The sequence below is a fragment of the Nocardioides convexus genome (assembly GCF_011090295.1).
In genome coordinates this window covers 3227945-3250487 of sequence record NZ_JAAMYA010000001.1, presented here as the reverse complement: position 1 = coordinate 3250487, position 22543 = coordinate 3227945, and the positions used below count along the sequence as shown (strand labels likewise).

The following is a 22543-nucleotide window of genomic DNA, read 5'->3' as shown; positions in this document are numbered from 1 at the left end:
GGCTTCACCACCTCCAGGCGCCTAGGTGTCGTGGGGCGGTGGGAGCGATCACGGTTGCGCTCCTTCGTCATGGCCGAACTTCCTGGGGGCGGCCGCGGCGAGGGCGCGCATGCTGCGCGAGCCGTGGCGACGGACGGTTGCCTCGGACACCCCGACCCGGGGCGCGACTCGGCTGGAGACCTCGTTGCTGAGCAGGCCGCCGTAGCCGCGGGCGAGGTTGCGGGTCTCGACCCGGTCGGCCTCGTCGACCAGGCACAGCAGCAGGTAGCGATCGGCCGGGCTGATGACCTGGTTCTCGCAGGCCCACGCCAGCAAACTCCAGCAGGCTCCTCGGTGGCCGAGGGCTCCTCCTGCTCCGGGCCGGCGTCGGCGAGGATCTCGGGACGGTGGAACAGGGCGCCCGCAACCCGCTCGGTCGGCATCGCGGCCGCGCTCCATGCGCCGGCGTCGCCGTCGGTCAGGTCGCCAGAGGAGAAGGACTCCACAAGGGTGGTGTTCGCCCAGGTGCGGTCGGCCCGGGAGACGTGGAAGAAGTCCCCGACTTCGCGGAGGACACCAACCCTGGTGTTGATCAGGATGTTGGCGGCGACCTTGCGCAGTCGACGCCACTTGAAGGTCCGGACCTCGATCCACAGCCTGGGAGGCCACGAGACTCGTCGATCCGCTCGACGGCCGACCTCGAGCCGGAGGCGACGGGCTGGCTGTCGCGGAAGACCTCGCGGGGCGGCAGGGTGCTCAGCCAGCCCGCGAGCCGGCACGCGCCGGGCAGCAGGCACTTGGCGAGCGCGGCCGCGGCGGCGATGTTGTCACCGCCGTCGGGGGCCGCCAGCATGGCCAGCGCGAGGAGGACCTCGTCAGAGGCCGCGCTGTCCACCGAGGGCAGCCAGGCCCGTAGGTCGTCGAACGTCTCGACGACGCCAAGCCGTGGGTCCGCGGCCACCCAGGCGGTCCACTTCTGGCGGGCCTGGTCGAGCAGTTCGCTGTTGTCGTCGAGGCCGAGCCTGGTCTCCCACACTCATCGCGCTCGCTCCTTTCGTCCGTGGCTGTGCACGGCAGAAAGGTCGCGAGCGGGCGTCCCGCATCCGTCCCCCCAAACCCCTGGTTTGCAGGGGGGACGCTGAGGGGGGACGCACGTTTCCGCAGGTCAGAGGGCGTCCCCCCGAAAGTTGAAGAAGTTTCCGGCAACCCCTTGCACGGTCCCGATGTCGAGACACAGCGAACTTTTCCGAACGGGACTGATGGTCCTTTCAGCACTGCATTGCTCGACAATGAGCCGATTGTCGTCAGTCGCCGAGTGACGGGTCCGAGCGGTCTCGACTGTGGATCGTTAGAGGGGCTGGACGTAACGGATGGGGGCGAGAGCGCTGCCGGACGCGCGCGATGGGCGCCACGATGTCGGTCCCAGATGTGAGGATGTGGCTCCCAGTTAGGAGGAGGCCTACCCTGTGCCGGCGAGTGGACAGAAGTACCTGTACGAGCGTCTGACGCCGAACGACTTCCAGTCTGTTGGTGAACGCGCTGATGCCTCACGCGTTCCCGGGGTATCGACCGCTTCCGCTGGGACAGTCTGACGGAGGCCGGGACGGCATCTCCGAGGCCGACGGCAAGACGCTGGTGGTCCAGGTGAAGTGGTCGTCGACGGGCCAGCACAAGGACGCGGTGTCGTGGCTGGCCGGTGTTGTGCGCGGGGAGGAAGCAAACCTTCGCCGCCTCGCGCGCGAGGGCGTACGCCGGTACGTGCTGGTGACGAACGTGCAGAGCACCGGGAAACCCGGAACGGGGACCTTCGACCGGCTCGACGACAAGTTCAAGCAGTACGAGAAGGAGTATGGCTTCGAGTCGATGACGTGTATCTGGCGCGAGGGCCTGGATGGGTTCCTCGACTCCACGCCGGATGAGGTGAAGTGGGCGTACGCGGACGTGCTCGCCGGCTGGGAGCTCGTCCGGTACCTGATCACCGAGCACTTCGGAACTTCACGCGACCAGGGACTGCGGGACCTGGTCCGCAACGTTGCGGCGACCCAGTGGGACGACGACGAACTGGTGAAGTTCAGCCAGGTCGACGTCGACCGAGAGCGGGTCGCCGACCTGTTCATCGACATCACCGGCGAACAGACTGCGAAAAGTTGAGGTGCCGGCGGTGTTCGCCGCGCCGGCGCGTGGCATCACTGCCGAGCCCGTGCCCGCGGCGAAACACGTTGGCGGCGCGGCGGCTTACCTGCTGGCGACGAAGGCTTCGGCCACGCTCGTGCGTGGCGCACCGGGACAGGGAAAGTCAACGCTGAGCCAGTACGTCTCCCAGGCCCATCGGGCGGCGTTCGTTCCGGCCGAGCCTGAAGTCCGTGAAGTCTGCCGACGCCGGCTCTGCCGCGGTTCCCGTTGCGGGCGGACCTGAGCGAATACACTCGCTGGCGTCAAGGCGTCGACGTATTCGATCCCGCCACCTCAGACGCGTCCGAGTCGAGCCAAACTACGGCGCAGCGGACGAAGCGTCCCAAGGCCAGGCCGGCGGCCCACGCGACTCTTGAGTGCTTTCTCGGCGAGCCTGATGACCTATGCGTCGGGCGGGAATCGGGTCGATGCCGACGGCGTCCAGGAGCCTGTTCAGGCGCTTGCCCAGCGTGGTGGTCCTCGACGGTCTCGATGAGGTCGGAAGCCCGAAGATGCGTGAAAAGGTCGTGGACGCAATCGACAAGTTCACGCGCCGGGCGCGCGCCTACCCCACGCCGGTGCAGGTCGTGGTGACGACCCGGCCGAGCAACAACGAGCCTTCCCGAGCCTGCTGCTGACCTGTTCGAGGTCATCTCACTGAACGAGCTCACCGAGGACCAGCGCGCCGAGTACCTGCGCAAGTGGTGCGCAGTACGCGACATCCGGGGCAAGGACGGTCGCGAGCCTGCGGAAGAGCCTTCAAGGCCAAGAGCCAAGAGCCCTACATCGCCGAACTCGCCGGCAACCCAATGCAGCCTGACCATCCTCCTAGAGCCTCATCCATGAGCGAGGGGCGGCGACGCCGACGCAACGCACGGACCTTTACGACCACTACGTCGACCTGCTGCTGGCACGCGAGGCGAACAAGCATCCCGAGTCGGTGAAGAAGCACCGCGAACAGACTGAAGGAGATCATGCCGTTCATCGGTTGGTACCTGCAGTCCCGCAGCGAGGAGCAGGACCTTCCGGGCCGGATGAAGGTGACCGAGCTTCAGGCCGCGATGCGTCACTTCCAGCACTGCTACGGCAAGCCCCAAGACGTCGTCGACGAGTTCGTTCGAGGCCGCGACCGATCGGCTGTGGGCGTTAACGAGCAAGAACGAGGGAACCTACGAGTTCGAGGTCCTATCGCTGCGGGAGTACTTTGCCGCCCGATACCTGTACCACTGGGCAGGCGAGGACCAGCGCGGCTTCGATCACGCCTGGGTGTTGCGCGAACTTCTGCGCCGTCCGCAATGGCTCAACACGGCCAGGTTCTACGGCGGGAACGCCGAAGGGCGTGACGTCGCGGCTCTAGCCGACGGCATGATCGACGAGCTTCGCGACGGGTGCAGCCCGCAGGCCCGCGCCGCGGCGTGGACTCTGCTCACCGACGGGGTGTTCCAGAGCCGCCCGCGGCGGGCGCGTGAAGTCATCGACGCGCTCCTAGGCGACGACGCAGGGATCGCCACGCTTCTCGACGCGCTCGGCCGCAACGAGATCCGACCGCTGCCCGGCCTGCCAGAGCTCCCCGAGGGCGACGGACCCGACACGGCGTGGACCCGGCTGACAACCCAGATCGCCGCCGCACCGGAGGCTCCAGGCGCACACAAGTGGACGCGCGCAGTTCGTGAGCCTCCTCAACCAGCGATCGCCTTTCGCGAGCCTGGTGGACATCCCACATGCGGACCGTTGCAGGGACCCATGCCCAGGACTCCTGGCTCGAAATCGCGGCCGCGTGCGAGGCGGCCGCCGGCGTCGCCATCGACCTCGACGCGGTGAACCTCGAGCCGGACCCGGAGGCACCCATCCAGTCGGCGTCACCTGCTCAACTGGTCCTCGATACCGGACTAGTCCCGACCAGTGGAGGCCAATTCGAAGCGCGGTTGCTCCAGGCAGTTCTTGACGGCGAGTGTCGGGAGGTCACCTCGATCCGCTCCATGCCGTCGCAGGTTGCGGTGGCGCTGCGCCCGATGGCGTTCGTCAGCCGAACGGAGAACGGGTTCTACGACGTAAACGAGGGGTACGTAAGGCGACGCCCCGGAAGCCTATTGCGCGCCTGCACAAGACGGCACCGGAGTTCGCGAAAGTCGCATCGCAGCGCCGCTTCAAACACGGGCAAAAGGGCAGCACATTTCCGTGGTCGGACGCCGCGAGTGCCCTGTTCGACGTCGCGGGCCGCTGCTGGCTGGCCTCCGAGATCGCGATTATCGGTGCTGCCTCCCCGCACCGGGACGGGTTCTCGCGCAAGCCGGCAGCGGCTGCGTTCGGACCGCACAGCCACCCTGCAGAGCCTTCTCGCCCAGACCCGCGGACACCTCAAGGACGTCTCGTGGTGGCGTGAGCAGTTGGCGGTGGTCACGGAGGGTGATGGTCACGATGACCTGTTCCGCGCCGAGTGGGCGCTCGCCCTTTGGGCGATCCCATCTGGGCGGGTGGTCGCGGACCTTCTCAGCGAGTGGGAGAGCGTGCTCGCGGAGCTCACGGAGCGACGACGGCGTGTCGTCGTGCGAGCGGCGATGGACCTGACCTGGCTCGGCCGGCTCAAGGGCGGCCCAGTGGAAGGGACCGTCGGCGACGCCCGCCTCAAGCACTTGCTCGAGGCCCGTCAACCCAAGGCTCCCCGCGTGGAGCGGGAGGCGGCCCGCCGAGCCCCGACGACTCCGGCGCCCGGACTGCCGCCCCTGGCCCAAGTGGCGAGAGATGGCGCGTGGTTCAAAGTCGATGCGGCATCTACCTACCGCTGACTGGAGCAGATATCCCTGCACTGTTTGAGTTGGAAATCTGGGCAAAGTTTATCGCGGTCAACCCACCAATCTTCGCTGCATCTCGACACCGAATTTGCGATCGAGCGGGGCCGACGCGGACGGCGTACGGGGCCTCGCCGGGCCCTGCGCAGCGGATCTGCAGATCTCCTGCGCGGCCGACCGGGGTCGTGCTCTACTAGGCGCCAGAGCCCCAGGTGACCCGAGACGCCTGGGGCTCTTTCACGTCCAGGCTGCGGCGGTCAGCGCCTGCCAGGTGAGCCCGGCCGGTGAACGAGAACAGGTCCCGTCCTGCTCTGAGGACGGAGACCTGTCGGGTGGCCGATAGGCCTACTTCGTGGTCACTGGGTCAGCACCTGCGCCTCGCCGATCCGGATCGGGAGGGGCTCCGTGGTCAGATCGAACTCGATGGTTCCGGACTGGCCACCGCCGGCCCACTCGACCACCCAGTGGCTGGTCGCGGTGACCTGGTACGCACCGTCGGGCTGGTCCGACGACATCTTCGCGTAGCGGTGTCCGCAGTTCGGGGACGGCTGCTTCCCGTAGTGATCGGCGTACGGGGTGCCCTTACCGGTGCAGGTCACCTTGGTGCCGTCGCCCATGTTCCACACGATGCTGGAGACGCTGGCGGTCGCGCTGACCGAGACCGGCCCCTGGCTCGCGGATCGGGTGATCGGACCGAACGTGTCCTCGGTCGGGGTGTCGACCCACATCCAGACCGGCAGGCCGACCAGGCCGGCGCGGTTGGCCCCGGACTCGGGAACGATGCCGATCTCGATCGGGTCCAGGTCCATCGAGGCGATCGCACGATTGGCGAGGACGACCGGGTCGATGCCGACCTCGCCGCTCTCGATCCACATGTACTCCCAGGACGACCCCGGAGGCGGGAAGTAGCAGACGTGCCACCAGCCGTCCTCCTTGGTCTGGCCCTCGGGCGGGACCATGTCGTCCGGTCCCCTCGCTCCGATCCAGCACTTGTACTTGCTGCTCCAGACCGACCCCTCTGGCCCGGTGCACGGGATCTCGTTCCCTGCGTAAGAGCAAGTCGACGAACCTCCGTTGCCAGGGTCGTTGTCACCGCCCCCTCCGTTACCGGTGTCTTCGCAGACGAGCCTTGACCTCTCCAGTCGTCGGGTCGGTCTCGTACCAGCAGTTCTCGCCGCCGCCCGCGGATGCGGGCGCAGATGCGCCGACCACAACCAGGGCGGCCGCGGCAAGGACCGTGGCGAGCGCCCGCGCTAGCACGGCTCGTCCCACAGGACGTTTGAGCTCGTGACGAGCCAGCGGCCCTTGTCCAGCACCAACTCGTACTCGATCGGCACCGGGTTGCGCAGCGGGTTGCCGTCCGGGTCCTTCTGCTCCGGGACCGGCTTACCGTCCTTGGTCCGCTTCACCGCGGTGCGGTCCTCGCAGTCCGTGATCAGGATCTGGTCGTCGGCGCGTTGGCGCGGCTCACCGAGGGTGTGGACGTACTCCCCGGTGACCTTGCTTCCAGAGCGCTCGATCCCAGATACGTTCTGCTGGACGTTCAGAAACTCCCGGCCGGTGGCCACCTTGTTCAGCCGCTTGAACTCGATCGTGGCCGCACGGAAGGCGTCGTCCCGGACGTCGAGGTAGGCCACGAGCCTGCGCTGCCGCCTTCTCCTCTGGGGTCTTCGGGGTCGGCGTGCTGGTGGCCGTCGGCGAGGGGGTGTCGCTGGGGGTCTCCTGGCCCTTGGGCTCGGTGTCGTCGTCGCCGCAGCCCGACAGGGTCAGGGCGAGGGCGAGGGCCACTCCCCCGAGTGCGGAGTGGTGCTTCCTCATGCGGTGTCTCCTCCTGTGTTGGGCGCCGTCGCGACGGATCGGCTGACGTCGTTGGCGATGTGCTCGAGGTGCTCTTCGGCGGCGTCGACGAGTCCGGCGAGCGAGCCGTTGTCGGCCGGGTCGAGGCCGAATCGCTTGTCGGCCTCGTAGATGGCTCGGATGGTGTCGCGGACGAACACGGCCCGGGCGATGCGGTGGGCATCAGGGTCGGGCCGGTCACCGCCGGCGGCGACGTAGCGGCCGGTGAGCCTCCTGGTCGAAGGTGGTCATGTGCTGGTTGCTCCCTTCCGAGTCAGGCTCGCGAGCCAGCCGTGGGTACTGATGATGGTCTTCGTACGCTCCGACAGTTCCATGGGCGCGTCGCCGTCGTCGGACCGGTTGCAGATCTCCTCGCGGAGGATCCGGTCGGCCTCGAGCCTGGTCGCCTTCGGCCTTCATGACGTGCGCCAGGCACAGGCGGGTGCTCTCGCCGTCGGGGTCGGCCCGGTTGGCGACGTAGGCGGCGGAGCGGGCCTTGACCAGGTCGCCGGCGGCGAGGGCCTCGGTCACGACGATGAGGGCGACGTCGGCGATCCAGCCGGACGCCATGAGGTCGACGCGGTCGGGCTCGTTGGCCAGCCATGCCCATCCTTCTTCGCGGAGCCTGGCTGAACGGCCTGGCCTCTCCGACGGTTCTCGAGGGCGGTGCAGAGGTCGGCGACGCCTTCCGCGCCGCCTCGTGCCTGGCCGCGCTTGCGCAGGCGGAGGAAGAGGTCCAGGTCCACGAGCAGGCCGTCGTCGACCTGGTAGACGTTGATTCCGGTCACCTTGGCGGCCGGCGCCTTGTCGGCGTAGGGCAGGTGATCCTCTCCGGTGCGGGGGTTGGTGCCCAGCCAGTCGCGGACGATGTTGGTGTAGTCGCGCACCTTGCCGTCGGAGATCGAGAAGGCCTCGCGGATCTGTTCGCGGGTGGCGCCGTGCTTGCGGTGCAGGGCGAGGAACGCCAGGAGCTCGGTGAAGTACGGCTTGCGCTTGGCCAGCGCCTTGCCGCGGGTCCGCGCGGCGACCGGGCCGAGCAGGGTGAGGCGGGGCCGGTCACAGTCGGTGGAGAACCAGTCGGCGATGTCCTGGTCGAGGTCGGGGTCGCTCTGCTCGACCTCGGCGCGCACGTGGGCGGGCACCTTGGGTGCCAGCGTCTCGAGGTCCTCCTGGACGATCGCGCTCTGCCGGATGTAGTCCTCGTCCTCGCCCTCGAGGAGGGAGGACAGGGGCTCGTCGACGGCGTCAGCGGGGGTGTTGCGCGGCAGGGTGTACTCGCGGCGCAGGGCTCCGGAGGCGTCGGTGTAGGCCTCCCAGCCGTCGGTGGCGGTCTCGTCGACCGGCATGGGGACGTCCTCGGCGACTTCGCTCTGTGCGTAGACCAGGGCGCAGCCGCGGGCCTCGTCGCTGGTCAGGCCGACGGCGATGAGGTTGAGGCCGGCGTGCTCGAGGACGACGCGGCCGGTGTTGGTCATGTGCAGCACGGCGCCGGGGGTGTTGGGGCGCTCGCCGGCGACGACGATGGAGGTGGCGGACTGCCCGACGTGGTCGTTGACCAGCCTGCAGCAAACTGCTCGAGGTCGTCGGGCTCGCCGGCGGCTGCGTCGAGCAGCAGCATCCGGGCGGGCCAGGTGTCGTCGTCGACGCTGCCGGTGCGGGCGGTGGACACGTCGGTGTCGTGCCGCGTTGCTCGGTCGACCGTGGTGACGGCGGCGGCGAGGGCTTCGGCGGTCGCGGGTGAGCCGGCTGCACCGGTCGGGTAGTAGCTCGATCCGCTCGTCCATGGCGACGGCTTCCTCGGCCACGCCGATGCAGTCGACCTGGACGCGGCGCGACCACGGGTTGACGGCCAGCCTGCGCGGCGAGGTGGCGGGCGAAGTCTCGGCCGTAGGTGGGGTCTCCGCTGATGGTGAGGGTGGACAGGCTCCTCGCAGTTGAGCAGCCAGGTCTCTCCCGCGTCGCTCATCCCGATGGTGGCCAGGAGCGGGTAGGGCGGCTCGACGTTGTCGGTGTCCGGGCCGAGTCTCGTCGACGGCGGTGTCCGTGCTGACGTGCCAGTGGGTCCGGTCGGGGCTGCCCATCCAGGGTGCGGGCACGTCGGCCGGCGCGCTCAGGTGCAGGGTGAGCCTTGCCGTGTGCGAGTTCCACAGCGGCCAGCGGCGGCATCGTGGTGCCTTGGGCTCCCACGGCGGCTGCGAGGCGGCGCAGCGCCTCGTCGGCGAACTCCACGGTGGCCGCGGCGGCAGCGCCGGTGGCGTTCAGGGTCATCTCGACCGGTGCGAGCTCCGGGGGCGGCGCGGCGATCGCGCGGCCGGGCTGGCGGTTCCGGTAGCCGGCGCGGCGACGGGACCGTAGGGCCATCAGCAGTGCGCCGGACAGCAGGACGCCCCCGCCGGTCAGACCGGCGAGGACCCAAGGCGCGTCGAGGACCGAGTCGTCAGCATCATCGATTGGGTCGTCGACCTGGTCGACGTCGGCGGCCGGCGCCGCCGGCTCCTCGGCCTGGGGCGGTGCGACGTCGGGTGCGGCCGTCTCGGGCACCTGGGGCTCCTGGACCACCGGGAGCCTGCTCCTCGACCGGCGGGTCGACGGGCTGCTGGTCCTCAGGGCTGGCCGGGGTCTCGGGCTCGGTCTCGCGCGGCTGCTGGTCCTGCCGGTCGTCGTGGACGGCGGGCGTCTCGGCGCCGGGGATGTTGAGCTTTCCAGCCGACGTCGATGACGTCGGGGTCGCTCAGGCCGGGCTCCGCCGGGCTGGGCGATGCCGGTGGAGGCCTGGTAGATCTCGGGCCACCGGTCGGCGTCGCCGGTTCTGCTCGTGGGCGATCTCGCTCAGGGTGTCGGTGGGCTGCACGGTGTAGGCGTGCGCCGGTGCCCCACCGCCGAGCGCCGGCAGCCTTGAGCACCCATCCGGGCTCGAGGAAACTCGGCTGGCCACCGAGCAGGTCACGGTTGAGACTCGGCGATCTCCTTGTACCGGGCGCCGTCGCCGAAGTGGTCCTCGGCGATCGACCACAGGCTCTCCCCCGGCTTCACGGCGTGGTCGACGGTCTTGGGTGCCTTGCGGTCCTGCTTGGTCTCGACCTTGACGTCCTGATGCGCGGGCGCCTGCTGCGCGGCGTGGTCAGCGTCGGCGGTGACGTGCCCGACTGTCGCGGGTGCGGCGGCGGCCGAGCCTGATCGTCGATGCCTGCGCGGCGATGGGGGCGGCGATGAACAGCAGCGCGGCGAGGCCGACGAGGCCGCGCGCGGCGGCCTGCGGCTTGCCCAGACCAGGCAGCCTGGGGCGCCTGGACCCGGCGGAGGCGTGCGAGGACCTCGACGATGAGGCTCAGCGTCATGAAGGCCCACGCGACCCAGCCGATCACCTTGAACAGGCCGAGGACGAGCGTGCCGTCGTCGGGTGCCAGGAGCGCGTTCTTGATGCCGTCCAAGGTGGGCGCCTGGTCCGGGATCGGGCTGGCGCCGATCGCGAGGAACAGTGCGGGCAGCCCCAGGACGATGCCGAGTACGGCAAGCGCGGCAGCGAGGCCGGTGAGCCGCTGGCCCAGGGTGGGATGGGTGGGCGTAGTCATCTCTCGATGCCTCCTTCGGCGCGGATGAGCCGCGCGGACGCCTCCCCGGTGACCTGCATGGAGTCCAGGCCGATGATCCCGAGGAACTTGCTGGTGTAGGTGTCGGTGGTGGTGACGATCAGGGTGTCGCCGTCGACGACGCGCGCGGTTCCCTCCACGCCGGCGGCGTGGAGGTAGTCCAGGGCGGCTGCCTTGGCGGCGTTGATGTCGACGCGGAGGTCCTCGCCGCGCACCGCTGTCGAGCCCTGGACCTCCTGGGCGCCGGTGCGGGCGGCCTGGGATGCCGCGCTGCGGGCCTGCTGCTGGGTGTGGACCTTGCCGCCGAGGTCGACGGCCATCCCGACGAGGATGATCATCGCGAAGGACGCAGTGGCGAACCAGACGCTGATGGAGCCGCGCTCGTCGCGCGAGCGCCGCGGCGTGAGGCTTCGCTTGCGGTGGCTCATCATCGGCGCTCCCGGTAGGCGTCGACGGGGCTGCTCGCGGTGGCGGTGATGGTGCGGGTGCCGGGTAGGCCGGGGATGGCCAGGTCTGCGACGTCGACCTTGCAGGTCACGGTGGCGGTCACCTGGCCGGTGGTTCCCAACGGGGCGTTGAATGCCGCGGCGTTGACCGTGATGTTGGTGGTTGCGCATTGCAGGCCCTGGTCGTTCAGGCTGCTGGTGGCCGCGGACTTGCCGGAGCCTGATCGCCTCGCTCTGGGTGCGCTCGATGGAGGCCGCGCGGGCGGCCTCGTAGGCGGCTGCGTCCACTGCCTGGTTGGCGATCTCCACGCGGCCGCCGAGAATGATCATCGCCACGAAAAGGCCGAAGGCCGGGACGCCGATCGCGGCCTCGATGGCCACCGATCCGCGCTCGTCCCGGCGGCGTGCACTCTGCCTCGTCTGCCTGGTCATGTCCCTAAGGCCGTGAGTTCTCCTGGCCCCTGAACTCCTCACGTGGCCTTTGATGCTGGTCATCGGGCGCATGCGACACCCCCGCGAATACTTGAGATGATTTCAGGATTCCTGAACAGAATCTGATATCTATGACGTGTGATGTGGATTCGTGATCCCAAGGACCGCGCATGACTCTGGCGGTCGTGCGTTCGCTCGACTCGCCGCGGCGACTGGCGTCTGCCGCCGATGCGGAGGTGTTCGAGCAGGAGATTGTCGACCAGCACGCGCTGGCGATGGTCGGTGCCGGCCTGACGGACGGTTACATCGACGCCGAGCGTTCGGCGGTCATCGAGTTCGCCCGCCTCCTCGGACAACCCATCTGGGTCGCCGGCGGCGCGGACGTGGACCGGTACCTGACCTGGCTGCGCCGCGACCGCGGGCTGACCCGGTCCACAGTGGAAGGCAAGGCCGGCTCGGTAGCGCGGTTCTTCGAGTTCATGATCGCCCGTTACCAAGGCGACATTCATGCCCTGACCGGCATGGTGGTGGCCCAGCCGGTCGATGAGTTCAACCGTCCGGCGAGCACCTGGACCCAGGCGGTACGGGTGCCGCCGAGCGATGAGGAGATCGACCACCTGTTCGGCTGCTGGGCCGACACGCTCGTCGATCAGCGCAAGTACCTGACTGCGGCGCGGGACTTCCTGGCCGCCTCGCTGTGGCGTCGGGTCGGGCTTCGGCTCAACGAGTCGCGCATGCTGGACCTGCGTGACTGGCGTCCCGATCTCGGCGACCACGGCAAAGCTCCACGTCCGGTTCGGCAAGGGATCGCGCGGCCGCGGGCCGAAGACCCGGCTGGTGCCGGGCATCAACGGGGTCGACGGGCTGCTCCACTGGTGGCTGACCGACGTGCGCCACCAGTTCGGCGACGACTGGAACGACCCGGATGCGCCGCTGCTGCCCAGCGAGCGATACGACCCGATCACCGGCCGGCCGACCCGGGTCGGCGACGATGCCCTCCGCTCGGGCTTGACCCGCGCGGCCGGACGCTGGCTGCCGGCTTGGGAGCAGCGCCTGACCCCGCACGTCCTGCGCCACTACTGCGCGACCTCGCTCTACCACCGCGGGATGGCGCTCAAGGCCGTCCAGGACCTCCTGGGTCACGTCTGGCTCAAGACCACGACTACCTATGTGCACGTCTACGCCGACCACATCGAGCGGGCCTGGGACGACGCCAACCAACGCCTCACCGCCCGATTCGACCTGACCTCCGAGTTGGCCTCCGACCCGAAGAAGGAGTGAGGATCCGATGCAGTGGAACCTGCGCATGGCCGCCGCCGAACGTGGCATCTGGAAGTCCACCGAGTTACGTCGCAGGCTCGCCGACGCGGGACTCGAGATCTCCGCGGGGAAGATGTCGGCCCTGTGGACCGGCACGCCGACCACGATCCGGCTCGAGGACCTCGACGTGATCTGCGACGTCTTGGACTGCGAGCCCTCCAAGCTCTTGATCCGCGAACCCGCCAAGGTCGCCGCCCTCCGAGCCGCCAAGACCGCTACCGGCGACGAGCCAGGTGGCGCCAGCACGACCAGCCCCACCGTCCAACCGCGGCTGGGACGCAACCGGACACGGCCCCCTGAGTGAGCGATGGAGCAAAACCCGGCAAGCCGAAGCCCTGCATCACCTGCCGGCAACGTCCAGCCGCCTGGACCCGACCGCGCGTCGACTACTGCTACCAGTGCCTGCCCGGCGGCCCATTCCCGCCACCGGCGTGCACACGCTGCAACGCCGGCACCAACGGCGACTGGGCGCCGGGCGGGAACCTGCCCGGCGTCGCTCTGCGGGTGGAGTACTACTCCCAAGGCCTGTGCACCCGATGCCATCCCGCGGCGCCGCAGCGCCTCGAGAGCCTGTCGCGACTGCCACGCCTGGGGCGTGATCCGCAAGTACAAGTGGTTGTGCTGGCGCTGCCACAGCTGGCGCGCCCGGCTCCCCAAGGGAACCTGCCGGATCTGTCATCGCCTCGACATGGCGATCAACCCCGACCAGGTCTGCAACCTGTGCGACCGGCAGATGAGCATCACCCTGGGTGCCACCGTCGAGGAGGCCAACGCCGGCGGTCAGCAAGCTCTACTTCGCCAACATGCCCTGGCAGCCCACCAGGATCCGCTGGGGCAACGTCCGCCGGGTCGACAAGCCCAACCCGCGCAACCTCCACCAGCACCGGGCCGACAGGTTCGGCACCATCGCGTTCTACCCGGTCGAACACATCCAACTCGCACTCTTCGACATGCCCCGCGACCTCACCACCTGGACGACCCGCGCCCAGCAGCGCGGGCTGCTCACCAGCGAACAAGCTGCCGGCCCCACCGCACGAGCAGATGGCGGCCTTCCTCGACGCCGCGGTCCTCGACCATGCCCGCCGCCACGGCTGGCCCAAGTCCACCATCCACCGAACCCAACGCGCGATGCGCATCCTGCAAGCTCATGCAAGACACCCCCGGCACGACGCTGCTGGCCTCCGACGCCATCCGGCTCCAGGAGATCGGCTTGACCGCCCTTCCCGTCATCGACGTCGCCACCGCCGCCGGCGTCATGCTCGACGACCGGCAACCCGCCATCCACGCCTACGTCGAGGCCACCATCGCCGACCTCCCCGACCCGATGCGCGCCGAGGTCCGCGAGTGGTTCGAGGTGATGATCAACGGCTCGACGACACCGCCACGACGCAAGCCCCGTGACCAGCAGACCATCCGGCTCTACCTGCGCTGGGCGATGCCCGCCCTGACCACGTGGGCCGAACAGGGCCACCACTCGCTGCGCGAGATCACCAGCAGCGACGTCCGCGCCGTACTCCCGGCCTCGGGCAACCCGCGCTCCACCATGGGCGCAGGGCTCCGCTCCATCCTCACCCTGCTCAAGGCCCGCAAGGTCCTGTTCGTCAACCCCATCGCCCGGATCCAGACCGGCAGCCACGAACGACGCGACCCCCTGCCCGCGCACGCCGAGAAGATCCGCACATCGCTGCTCTCGCCCGACCCCGCCTGCGCCGCCCTGACCGCACTGGCCACCTTCCACGGACTGCGCGCCGGCGAGCCTGCGCAACATGCAGGCTGAGCGACCTCGCCGACGGCCGGCTCCGACTCGGCCGGCGAAGCATCCTGCTTGCCGAACCCGTCCGAGTCCGGATCAACGCCTGGCTCGACCACCGCAACAAGCACTGGCCCACCACCGGCAACCCGCACGTCTTCCTCAACCACCGCAACTCCACCCGGACCACGCCGGTCGGCGGCCGGTGGCTCACCCTGGCCACCGGGATCCCCATCCACGTCCTGCGAGAAGACCGGATTCTGCACGAGGCCCGGGCCACCGACGGCGACGTCCGCCGCATCTGCGACCTGTTCGGCCTCACCGTCGAAGGAGCCCTGCGCTACCTGCCCACCCCGGACCCCGAGGACCCCACCGAACCCCATGGGTTGTGAACCCCCAGGGGTCATCCATGTGACGTCGGTCATATTGACCCCCACCGGGGTTGAAACTGGAGTCGACTCCAAGTTCTACGCTGGTGCCTGTGACCCACGAAGAACAGGCGGTGACCCGCATGAGCACGGCCCCGGACCAGACCCTGGCCGCCACTACCACCGACGAACCCACCCAGCGCCGGTACTTGGTGCTCGCCGGGTGCGTGGACTGCTCCGGCGACCTGGCGGCGCTGCGCCAGGTGCCCGGCGCCAGCGAGGTGCGCCTGCTCGAGGCCACCGGAGTGATCGCCGTGGACGCCGACCCGACGCTGGATGACGACGTGTTCCTGCGCGCAGCGGCCGGGTCGGGCCTGACCCTGCAGCGACAAGACACCAGCCGCCCCTCGGCGCCACTCGCCTCGACACCGTGGTGGAAGCGGCCCGCGCTGATCGCCCTGGCCGCAGCCACCGCCCTGGTCGCCACCGGTCTCGTCGTCGAGCACGCCATCGGCGCCGAGCCCGCCGCACTCGCACTGTTCGTCGCCGCGATCGGCATCGGCGGCATCTACCCGGTCCGTGAGGCGCTCAGCGTGCTCCGGTCGCGGCGGCTCTCGATCGGCGTCCTGCTGGTCGCAGCGACCATCGGCGCACTCGCCCTCGGCAGGGTCGAGGAAGCCGCCGAGCTCGTGGTCATCTTCTCCCTCGGCGAGGTCCTGGAGTCCTACGCGGCCGACCGGGCACGCGGCTCGATCCGCGCCCTGATGGCCCTCACCCCACCGGTCGCCGAACGAGTGCGCGACGACGGCGCCAGCGTCCCCACGCCGGTCCAAGACCTGAACCTCGGCGACGTGGTGCTGGTCCGGCCCCACCAGCGCATCCCCACCGACGGCCAGGTCGAGGACGGCAGGCTCCTGGGTCGATGCCTCCGCGGTCACCGGCGAGTCCATGCCGGTCGAAACCACCACCGGCGCGGCCGTTTACGGCGGCACCCTCAACGGTGACGGACTCCTGCGGATCAAGGTCACCACCGCCTACACCGACACCGTCCTGCCCCGAGTCATCCGTCAGGTCGAGGAGGCACAAGCAAGTCGCGGCCGCGCGCAGCGCTTCGCCGAACGCTTCGGCGCGATCTACACCCCCGCCATGTTCGCCCTGGCCGCCGCCGTCGCCCTCCTGGGCCCACTTACCGGTCTGACCTTCACCGAGGCCGTCTACCGGGCGCTGGTCATCCTCACCGTCTCCTGCTCCTGCGCCCTGGTTATCTCCGTGCCCGTCACCGTGGTGACCGCCATCGCCCGCGGCGCCCGGGACGGCATCCTCATCAAAGGCGGCGCCCACCTGGAGCAACTGGCCCGCCTCGACACCATCGCCTTCGACAAGACCGGCACCCTGACCGCCGGACGACCCGCACTGACCGCAATCCACGCCCTCGTAGGGCACACCGAGCAGGACGTCCTCACCCTGGCCGCGGCCGTCGAGGCCAACTCCACCCACCCCATCGCCACCGCCATCGTCGACGCCGCCCAGAAGCGCCGTCTGGCCCTTCCACAGGCTCGCGAGGCGAGCACGATCCCAGGCATCGGAGCCCACGCCACCATCGACGGCCACACCGTCCACGTCGGCCGGATCCGAGAAGCCGCGACCGATGACCCACCGACCGCCCCAGTGCTCGAAGCGATCGAGGGGCAGGGCCTGACCCCGGTCGGCGTATACCGCGACAACACCCTGATCGGCGTACTCGGCGTCGCCGACCAACTGCGCCCCGAGGCCATCGCCGCACTGACCCAGGCTGAGGCAACTGGGCATCGCCCGCACCGTCATGCTCACCGGCGACAACCCCCGCGTCGCCGAGGCGGTCGCCACCCAGGCTGGGCATCGACCAGGTCCACGCCGCTCTGCTGCCCGACGGCAAGACCAGCCAAGTCCAAGCCCTGCGCCAGCACGGCACGATCGCGATGGTCGGCGACGGCGTCAACGACGCCCCCGCGATGGCCAACGCACACGTCGCCATCGCCATGGGCGCCGCCAGCACCGACGTCGCCCTCGAAACCGCCGATGTCGCACTCATGGCCGACGACCTGACCCGGCTCCCGGCCGCGATCCGCCTGGCTCGCCGCGCCCGCGCCAACATCACCCAGAACATCGTGCTCTCGCTGGCCGTCATCACCGCACTGGTGGCCGCCGCGATGGCCGGCGCCTTCAACCTCACCCAGGGCATCATCCTCAACGAGGGCACCGCCCTGCTCATCATCGCCAACGGCCTGCGCCTGCTGCGCCGCAAGGAGGCATAGATGACCACCACCACCGGCTTGACCGTCTCCGCACTCGCCCAACGAGTCGGCGTGCGCCCGGACACCATCCGCTACTACGAACGCATCGGCCTGCTTCCCACCGCCGCCCGCACCAGCGGCGCCCACCGCCGCTGGCCCGAAGACACCACCGACCGGCTGCGATTCATCCAGGGCTGCCAACGCCTCGGCCTCAGCCTCGGGGAGATCGGCGACCTGCTCTCCGTACGAGACACCGGAGCCTGCCCCTGCGAACCCGCCGGACCTCTCCTGGCACGCCACATCGACGACCTCGACACCGAGATCGACCGCCTCACAACACTGCGCGCCGAACTCGCCGGCATGCTCCAGCGCGTCGGACCCGACTGCCCAGACCCGACACCAGGAACCTGGCAACCATCCGCCAGTTCCCGAACCCAAGCACACACCTAGGCTCCTCACGGCTCCTCGCTCCCCGAGTTCGCGGCCGACGACCCTTCAGAAATCGCGAACTCACGGGAGGGTTCGGTCAGCCTTTCGACCGGGACGCTGGCGCTCTGGGTGACGGTGACGTGCCAGCCGGGGATCACGCTCATGGACGTGCCGGTGACGGTGATCGTGGCGGTGGTCGTGGTCCGTGATCCGGAGACGGTGGTGGAGGTCATCACGTCGGATCCGCCGGCGTCCTGGAGGAACGTGTTCGCCGTGGCCACACCGGCGTCGCGGGTGCCGGTCTCGCTGCCTGCCTCGCGGGCGCCCTCTTGCGCGGCCGCGAGAGCCTACCTGCTTCGCGTGGTAGTACAGGGCGCCCTGGAGGCCAAGGAACATCAGCAGGAAGAGCGCGGGCATCAGGAAGACCATCTGGATGGTCACTGACCCGCGCTCGTCTTGGCTGCGGCGGCGGAGGCTGGCGAACATGGCGAGATCGATCCCGGCTACTTGATCTTGGCGGACTCGCTGGTCACGAAGAACTTGATGGCCGCGACGACGATGCCGACGATGACGATCACGGCGCCGGCCCAGATGACCTGCTCGATCGTGACGGAGCCGCGCTCGTCGCGCTGCCTGGTGACGCGGTCCTCGAGGGAGGCGAGCGTGGTCAGCGCCGCCAGCCTGGAGGGCGATGAAGAGCCTTCAACATCGGGGTTCTTCCTTCCTGTTCGGGTGTTGCGGTCTGGGGACCCGGGTTCTTGGGGTCGGTGTTAGGTCGGTCAGGTGGTGAAGCGGAGCGTCGAGGGGGCGACGAGGATCGCCATGAAGACGACGCCCAGCAGGCTGGCGGGGATGTACATGCGCTCGGAGGTCGCGTTGGCCTTGCCGATCTCGGCGCTGAGCATCGCCGAGCGGAGTGCGGCTGCGCGGGCTCGGAGGTTGTTGTAGATCTGGGCTCCGTCCTGGCCGGACTGCTGCATGATGTCGGCCAGGTCGTCCAGGCTCGGGGACGCCGAGCTCGTCGGCCAGACCGTGCAGGGAGTCCCAGGGGGCGCGGGTCATGTAGCGGGCGCGGCGCAGGCTCACTCTCGATCCGCTTGAAGACCCAGGTGTCGCCGACCTCGGCCGCCTGGCGCAGCGCCTGCTGGCCGCTGGAGCCGTCGCGGACGCCGGTGGCGACCATGTCGATGTAGGCGCCCAGGGCTCGGTTGAACTCGATGCGGGCCTTCTTGGCGTCGTCGGCGGCGTTGTAGTTGGGCATGAACCAGAACAGGGCGGCCAGGGCCAGCGACCCGAGCGTGGGGATCGCGAACGGGAGCGGGAGCCCGATCAGCGTGAAGAACCCGGCCAGCAGCGGCGGCATGATCAGCCCCAGCATCGCCCAGACGACCTTCTCGCCGTAGAACCGGGTCTCGCTGATCTGCAGGAGCGCCAAGTCCTTGCGGGGGTGTGTGCCCAGGCACCACCGGGCAGGTTCTTCATCGCCCACAGGCCGATCCGGTCGACGGCCGACCCCGTGTCGGTGCCGGCGGTCTCGAGGTCGTGGGCGCCGCGGCGGGGCACGACATGGTCAGGTGAGAGACGGTCCAGGGCGTCGACCAGGTCGGGGTCCGACGGCGCGAGACGCCATACGAGCAGGGCGAGAGCCAGCCCGATGAGGCTGCCGCTGGCGAGCGCGATCTGCAGGCCTGTCACGCGAACCCTCCTTCCTTCTCGCCCGGCACCGAGCGCTGGGAAGCGTGGTGCGCGTTGCGGGCCTGGAGGTCGAGGAACCGCGGGAGTGGCTTGGCGACGGCCATCCGGCGCATCCACAGCAGGGTGGCCACGTAGGCCGAGAGCAGGACGGCAAGGATGACCTGGCCCAGCGGGCTGCCGTAGGGCTCGATGTAGTCGCCGGTGAAGGCGAGCATGCCGAGCACGCCGAGGGTGATCACGGTGACGGTGCGGGCGGTGGTGCGGGGCTTGGCCTGGTCGGCGGCGATCTGGCGGCGGGCGCGCACGTCGGAGGCGACAGTCTCAGCGAGTGCGTCGAGGGCCTTGGACAGACCGGCCTGGCCGCGGCCGCTGGCGGCGAGGATCAGGCTGGCTGGCCACGACGTCGCCGGTGGAGTCGTTGAGGTCCTCGGCGAAGGCGCGGAGCACGTCCTCGGTGGTGGCGGTGTTGTTCCACAACCGGGAGACCATCAGCCCGACCTCGCGCTCGATCGGCGCCGGAGCGGACTGCAGGGACTTGATGAGCGCCGAGCGCAGGGACTGGCCGGCGGTCAGGCTTTGCCGGATAGCGACCGGGTCCACTCCTCGAGCGCCTCGAGCTTCTCGATGCTGGCGGCCGCCGGCGGGGGCGTGAGCAGCAGCGGGATACCGACGATCGCGGCCGGGACGAGCACGATAGCGATCACCCAGCCGGTCACCAACGCGACCAGGAGGCCGGCCACTGCGCCGCCGACCATCAGCATCCGGGTGCGCCGGTCGAGCCGGACGAACCAGGCTGCCCAGGCGGCCGAATGGCGTGGTGGTCCGTGCGGGCCGTGGCGGCTTGGGCGGCGCGGGGATCATCGCGTAGACCATCCCGATCAGGCCGATGACGATGAGGGCGCCGAAGACGGCGGGCAGGAACGCGGCGGTCATGAGGTGGCCACCCCCGGGTTGGCCAGGGATTCGGCCTTGTACGCCTCGAGGTCGAACCCGTGGCGGGCCAGGCTCCTGAGCAAGGAAGTTGTCGAGCCTTGCCGGTCGCGACGGCCTGGCCGAGCCTGGTTGGGGGCGAAGATCGGGGTGGTGGCGTAGCCCCGGGCTGCGTCGATGCTGGGCTGGACGACCAGGACCTCCTCGACCCAGCGCTGCTTGCGGAAGGTGCCGTCGGGGTTGGGGATGACCTCCGAGCGCAGGTAGATCACGATGTCGATCGCGGCGGCCAGGCTTGCTGATGGCCAGGCTCGCGGGTGACCTGGGGGCCCTTCTCCATGGCGCAGGAAACGAGCTTCTCGATGGTGTGCACGGCGCTGCGAGCGTGGGTGGTGCTGATCGAGCCCGGGCCGGACTCCATGGCCTTGAGCATGTTCCAGACCTCCGGGCCGCGGACCTCGCCGACGATCTGGCGGGCGAGGTTGAACCGGAAGGAGTGGTGGATGGCCTCCTCGAGGCTGAACTCACCGGCCTGGCGGCCGTCGATGCCGACCTCACCGGATCCGGGGCGGTGCTCCCAGGCATGGACGATCTTGTGCCGGTCGACGAGCTCGTGCAAGTGCAGACTCGAACTCGGTCTCGAAGGTGCCGATCATCTCCCAGGGCGGGATGCACGAAGCGAGGGCGCGGACCCAGGTGGTCTTCCCGCTGCCTTGGACCCCGGAGACGACGATGCTCTTGCCGGCGCGCACGCAGGCGGCGGCGAAGTCAGCCAGGACCGGGCTGCAGGCCTTACGGTCGTAGACCATCTCGTCCATCGACACCTCGCGCATGCCGTGGCGCCGGATCACGACCGAGGTGTAGGCCATCACCCAGGAGCCGGCCGCGAGCCGCGCTCCCCCAGGCAGCCGCAGATCCAGGTGCGGACGTGCCTCGGTGAAGGGGCGGTTCTGCCGGGCGCCGAGGTCGGAGAGGAACTCGCGCAGACTCGTCCTCGGAGTCGGCGATCGGGGCAGACTTCGACCAAGGTGCCGTCGGTCGGCTCGAGCCATACCGAGCAGACCGGGCCGCGGGCGATGACGATGATGTTCTCGACGTCCTCGCGCTCTACGAGGGGCTGCAGGCGGCCGAGTCCGAACAGGGCGGCGTGGAGGGCGGACTTGAGTGCCTTCTCCTGGCCGGTCGTCCATGGCGGACGGCCGGTGGAGACCAGTGTCTCGGCCTCGGACTTGATGAGGCTCCTCGATGACGTCGAGGCCCATCTGCTCGCGGTCTTCCTCTGTGACCCGGCCACCTTCCTTGTCGAGCCGGGCGGTCAGTCGCGACGAGATCTCGGCGCGGTACTGCGCGATCAGGCTCCCAGTCCAGGCTCGACCTCGCCATCCGCGCCGTGGATGTAGTCCTCCGCGGGCGCCACAAGCGGGCGCAGGCTGAACTCGGAGCGGGCGCGGCCGGGCAGGCTGGCCCTCGCCTTGGCTGGTCCAGGCGCCGGCGAAGATCGGGAGCGTGGTGGGGTCGTGGTCCTCGACGACCGGCGGCGGGGGCGGCGGTGTGCCGTTGGTGGCGCGGCCGCGGGCGAAGGGCGAGGTCTGCTCGCGGGTCGCGGCGTGGCGGGCCTCGAGCCACTCGTCGGCGCGCAGCGGGTCGCGGCCGTTGGTCCCCGAGGTGTCGGGGTGGTGTCCGTTGGTGCTCATGCGTGGCCTCCGTTCGTGGGAGCGAGGGCGGCCTGGTTGGCGCCGAGGATGGACTGGATGGCCGCGGCGCTGGCGCGGTAGCCGCGCAGCAGCCCGGAGGACTCGAACTTGCGGGGCTTGCGGGCGCCGTGGGAGTAGACCTCGGCCGCCTCGGGCTCCCAGTCGGCGGAGGAGACGACGGGGATCTGCAGGGCCTTGGCGATGTGGCGTGCGGTGTAGGGCCGGACGCGGGCGCCGGTGGGCGCTGCGGGCCAGCGGCGCTCCTCGTCGACGAGGAGGACTCCGAGGCGCGACATGCCTCCCACCGCGGCGAATTGGGACCGCAGGGTCTTGGCCCAGGCTGGTGGCGCCGGCCAGGGCCGGCAGCGAGCCTGCGGGTGACGAGCAGGGTCAGGTCGGAGGCGGCGATGAGCGGCTGGGGCCAGCCGGCGAGTCCGAGGCGGCCGGCGTCGACGATGACGTCCTGGCCGTTGCGTTCCAGTGCGCGCAGGCTGCTCGGTGAGCGGATCCCATAGGGGCAGCAGGCTGGGGGGCCTGCTCGTGGGCGCGGATGCCGGGCAGGAACCAGGCGGAGCGCTCGGCCGGGGCCTCGGGGTCGAGCAGCAGTGTCTCGCGGGGCAGCGCGTCGGCTAGCGTCCCCTCGCGCAGGGAGAGGGCGAGGTTGATCAGGCCGCCGGTCGGCTGTTGGGTGCCGTGGAAGTAGCCGGCGAAGACCGAGGAGGATCCGGTCGGGTCAGCGTCGACCAGGAGCACGGGCCGGTGCCAGTTGAGGGTGAGCCCGAGCGCCGTGGTGGAGACGCCGGGCGAACCGCTCGCGGAGGCCAGGACGATCAGCGCCAT

The 22543-nt window shown here is 69.8% G+C and carries 30 protein-coding genes and 1 pseudogene; 9 read left to right on the top strand and 22 right to left on the bottom strand.

The window, feature by feature from the left end; all coding sequences use genetic code 11:
* Positions 1-48 precede the first annotated feature (48 nt).
* Both G5V59_RS24255 and G5V59_RS24250 read right to left on the bottom strand, forming a co-directional pair.
* Positions 49-438 (bottom strand): hypothetical protein, encoded by a 390-nt coding sequence (locus G5V59_RS24255; RefSeq protein ID WP_278258173.1) that lies wholly within the window; start codon positions 436-438, stop codon positions 49-51.
* Between the two features lie 133 nt (positions 439-571).
* Entirely contained in the window at positions 572-1015 is a 444-nt protein-coding gene (locus G5V59_RS24250; protein WP_278258172.1) for a hypothetical protein, read from the bottom strand.
* Positions 1016-1506: 491 nt separating this feature from the next.
* Between G5V59_RS24250 and G5V59_RS24245 the strand changes: the two genes are divergently transcribed.
* Together G5V59_RS24245 and G5V59_RS24240 are read left to right on the top strand one after the other, a co-directional pair.
* Positions 1507-2130 (top strand): hypothetical protein, encoded by a 624-nt coding sequence (locus G5V59_RS24245; protein ID WP_278258171.1) that lies wholly within the window; start codon positions 1507-1509, stop codon positions 2128-2130.
* Between the two features lie 2273 nt (positions 2131-4403).
* Positions 4404-4937, top strand: a complete 534-nt coding sequence (locus G5V59_RS24240; protein WP_278258170.1) for a hypothetical protein — start codon at positions 4404-4406, stop codon at positions 4935-4937.
* Positions 4938-5296: 359 nt separating this feature from the next.
* Here the strand turns inward: G5V59_RS24240 and G5V59_RS24235 are convergent, their stop codons facing one another.
* The 10 genes from G5V59_RS24235 to G5V59_RS24190 form a co-directional block, all read right to left on the bottom strand.
* Positions 5297-5815, bottom strand: a complete 519-nt coding sequence (locus G5V59_RS24235; protein ID WP_278258169.1) for a hypothetical protein — start codon at positions 5813-5815, stop codon at positions 5297-5299.
* Between the two features lie 378 nt (positions 5816-6193).
* Entirely contained in the window at positions 6194-6577 is a 384-nt protein-coding gene (locus G5V59_RS24230) for a hypothetical protein (RefSeq protein ID WP_278258168.1), read from the bottom strand.
* Positions 6578-6754: 177 nt separating this feature from the next.
* Positions 6755-6937: a hypothetical protein gene (locus tag G5V59_RS24225; protein ID WP_278258167.1), complete on the bottom strand. Its 183-nt coding sequence runs from the start codon at positions 6935-6937 to the stop codon at positions 6755-6757.
* A 37-nt stretch (positions 6938-6974) separates the two neighbouring features.
* Positions 6975-7346, bottom strand: coding sequence for a hypothetical protein (locus G5V59_RS24220; RefSeq protein WP_278258166.1), 372 nt, complete (start codon positions 7344-7346; stop codon positions 6975-6977).
* Positions 7304-8857 (bottom strand): hypothetical protein, encoded by a 1554-nt coding sequence (locus G5V59_RS24215; RefSeq protein ID WP_278258165.1) that lies wholly within the window; start codon positions 8855-8857, stop codon positions 7304-7306. The genes G5V59_RS24220 and G5V59_RS24215 overlap by 43 nt, the downstream gene beginning before the upstream one ends.
* The gene (locus tag G5V59_RS24210) at positions 8739-9335 is read right to left on the bottom strand and encodes a hypothetical protein (RefSeq protein WP_278258164.1); all 597 of its coding nucleotides are present in this window, start codon (positions 9333-9335) and stop codon (positions 8739-8741) included. The genes G5V59_RS24215 and G5V59_RS24210 overlap by 119 nt, the downstream gene beginning before the upstream one ends.
* A gap of 44 nt (positions 9336-9379) precedes the next feature.
* The gene (locus tag G5V59_RS24205) at positions 9380-9679 is read right to left on the bottom strand and encodes a hypothetical protein (protein WP_278258163.1); all 300 of its coding nucleotides are present in this window, start codon (positions 9677-9679) and stop codon (positions 9380-9382) included.
* 126 nt (positions 9680-9805) lie between these two features.
* Complete coding sequence (locus tag G5V59_RS24200; protein WP_278258162.1) at positions 9806-10348, bottom strand: hypothetical protein; 543 nt, start codon at positions 10346-10348, stop codon at positions 9806-9808.
* Positions 10345-11193: a TadE/TadG family type IV pilus assembly protein gene (locus G5V59_RS24195; RefSeq protein WP_278258161.1), complete on the bottom strand. Its 849-nt coding sequence runs from the start codon at positions 11191-11193 to the stop codon at positions 10345-10347. The genes G5V59_RS24200 and G5V59_RS24195 overlap by 4 nt, the downstream gene beginning before the upstream one ends.
* Positions 11194-11303: 110 nt before the next feature.
* On the bottom strand, positions 11304-12092 hold the full coding sequence (locus tag G5V59_RS24190; RefSeq protein WP_278258160.1) for a hypothetical protein: 789 nt from the start codon (positions 12090-12092) through the stop codon (positions 11304-11306).
* Between G5V59_RS24190 and G5V59_RS24185 the strand changes: the two genes are divergently transcribed.
* From G5V59_RS24185 to G5V59_RS24155, 7 genes and pseudogenes are all read left to right on the top strand, one after another.
* Positions 12082-12525 carry a tyrosine-type recombinase/integrase gene (locus G5V59_RS24185; RefSeq protein WP_278258159.1) on the top strand — a complete coding sequence of 148 codons (444 nt, stop codon included), beginning with the start codon at positions 12082-12084 and terminating at the stop codon, positions 12523-12525. The genes G5V59_RS24190 and G5V59_RS24185 overlap by 11 nt on opposite strands.
* A gap of 7 nt (positions 12526-12532) precedes the next feature.
* A complete protein-coding gene (locus G5V59_RS24180; RefSeq protein WP_278258158.1) occupies positions 12533-12868 on the top strand; it encodes a helix-turn-helix transcriptional regulator in 336 nt (111 codons plus the stop codon).
* A 384-nt stretch (positions 12869-13252) separates the two neighbouring features.
* Positions 13253-14341: a hypothetical protein gene (locus tag G5V59_RS24175; protein ID WP_278258157.1), complete on the top strand. Its 1089-nt coding sequence runs from the start codon at positions 13253-13255 to the stop codon at positions 14339-14341.
* 484 nt (positions 14342-14825) lie between these two features.
* Positions 14826-15686, top strand: coding sequence for a hypothetical protein (locus G5V59_RS24170; protein ID WP_278258156.1), 861 nt, complete (start codon positions 14826-14828; stop codon positions 15684-15686).
* Positions 15631-16476, top strand: a pseudogene (locus G5V59_RS24165) (HAD-IC family P-type ATPase); the annotation flags it as partial. The gene G5V59_RS24170 and the pseudogene G5V59_RS24165, both read left to right, overlap by 56 nt.
* A gap of 77 nt (positions 16477-16553) precedes the next feature.
* Complete coding sequence (locus G5V59_RS24160) at positions 16554-16976, top strand: HAD-IC family P-type ATPase (RefSeq protein WP_341351305.1); 423 nt, start codon at positions 16554-16556, stop codon at positions 16974-16976.
* Positions 16977-17405, top strand: a complete 429-nt coding sequence (locus tag G5V59_RS24155; RefSeq protein ID WP_278258155.1) for a heavy metal-responsive transcriptional regulator — start codon at positions 16977-16979, stop codon at positions 17403-17405.
* Positions 17406-17410: 5 nt separating this feature from the next.
* On the opposite strand, the gene G5V59_RS24150 is transcribed toward G5V59_RS24155, so the two are convergent.
* From G5V59_RS24150 to G5V59_RS24105, 10 genes are all read right to left on the bottom strand, one after another.
* Positions 17411-17548 (bottom strand): hypothetical protein, encoded by a 138-nt coding sequence (locus tag G5V59_RS24150; RefSeq protein WP_278260342.1) that lies wholly within the window; start codon positions 17546-17548, stop codon positions 17411-17413.
* 503 nt (positions 17549-18051) lie between these two features.
* Positions 18052-18819 carry a hypothetical protein gene (locus G5V59_RS24145; protein WP_278258154.1) on the bottom strand — a complete coding sequence of 256 codons (768 nt, stop codon included), beginning with the start codon at positions 18817-18819 and terminating at the stop codon, positions 18052-18054.
* Positions 18750-19079 carry a hypothetical protein gene (locus G5V59_RS24140; protein ID WP_278258153.1) on the bottom strand — a complete coding sequence of 110 codons (330 nt, stop codon included), beginning with the start codon at positions 19077-19079 and terminating at the stop codon, positions 18750-18752. The genes G5V59_RS24145 and G5V59_RS24140 overlap by 70 nt, the downstream gene beginning before the upstream one ends.
* Positions 19076-19384 carry a hypothetical protein gene (locus G5V59_RS24135; protein WP_278258152.1) on the bottom strand — a complete coding sequence of 103 codons (309 nt, stop codon included), beginning with the start codon at positions 19382-19384 and terminating at the stop codon, positions 19076-19078. Before G5V59_RS24135 ends, G5V59_RS24140 begins: the two co-directional genes overlap by 4 nt.
* Positions 19385-19400: 16 nt before the next feature.
* Entirely contained in the window at positions 19401-20012 is a 612-nt protein-coding gene (locus G5V59_RS24130) for a hypothetical protein (protein WP_278258151.1), read from the bottom strand.
* A complete protein-coding gene (locus G5V59_RS24125) occupies positions 20009-20281 on the bottom strand; it encodes a hypothetical protein (protein WP_278258150.1) in 273 nt (90 codons plus the stop codon). The genes G5V59_RS24130 and G5V59_RS24125 overlap by 4 nt, the downstream gene beginning before the upstream one ends.
* Complete coding sequence (locus G5V59_RS24120; RefSeq protein ID WP_278258149.1) at positions 20278-20628, bottom strand: ATPase, T2SS/T4P/T4SS family; 351 nt, start codon at positions 20626-20628, stop codon at positions 20278-20280. The genes G5V59_RS24125 and G5V59_RS24120 overlap by 4 nt, the downstream gene beginning before the upstream one ends.
* Positions 20564-21703, bottom strand: a complete 1140-nt coding sequence (locus G5V59_RS24115) for an ATPase, T2SS/T4P/T4SS family (protein WP_278258148.1) — start codon at positions 21701-21703, stop codon at positions 20564-20566. The genes G5V59_RS24120 and G5V59_RS24115 overlap by 65 nt, the downstream gene beginning before the upstream one ends.
* Positions 21700-21999, bottom strand: a complete 300-nt coding sequence (locus G5V59_RS24110) for a hypothetical protein (RefSeq protein ID WP_278258147.1) — start codon at positions 21997-21999, stop codon at positions 21700-21702. Before G5V59_RS24110 ends, G5V59_RS24115 begins: the two co-directional genes overlap by 4 nt.
* Before the next feature lie 94 nt (positions 22000-22093).
* Positions 22094-22543 carry a hypothetical protein gene (locus G5V59_RS24105; RefSeq protein ID WP_278258146.1) on the bottom strand — a complete coding sequence of 150 codons (450 nt, stop codon included), beginning with the start codon at positions 22541-22543 and terminating at the stop codon, positions 22094-22096.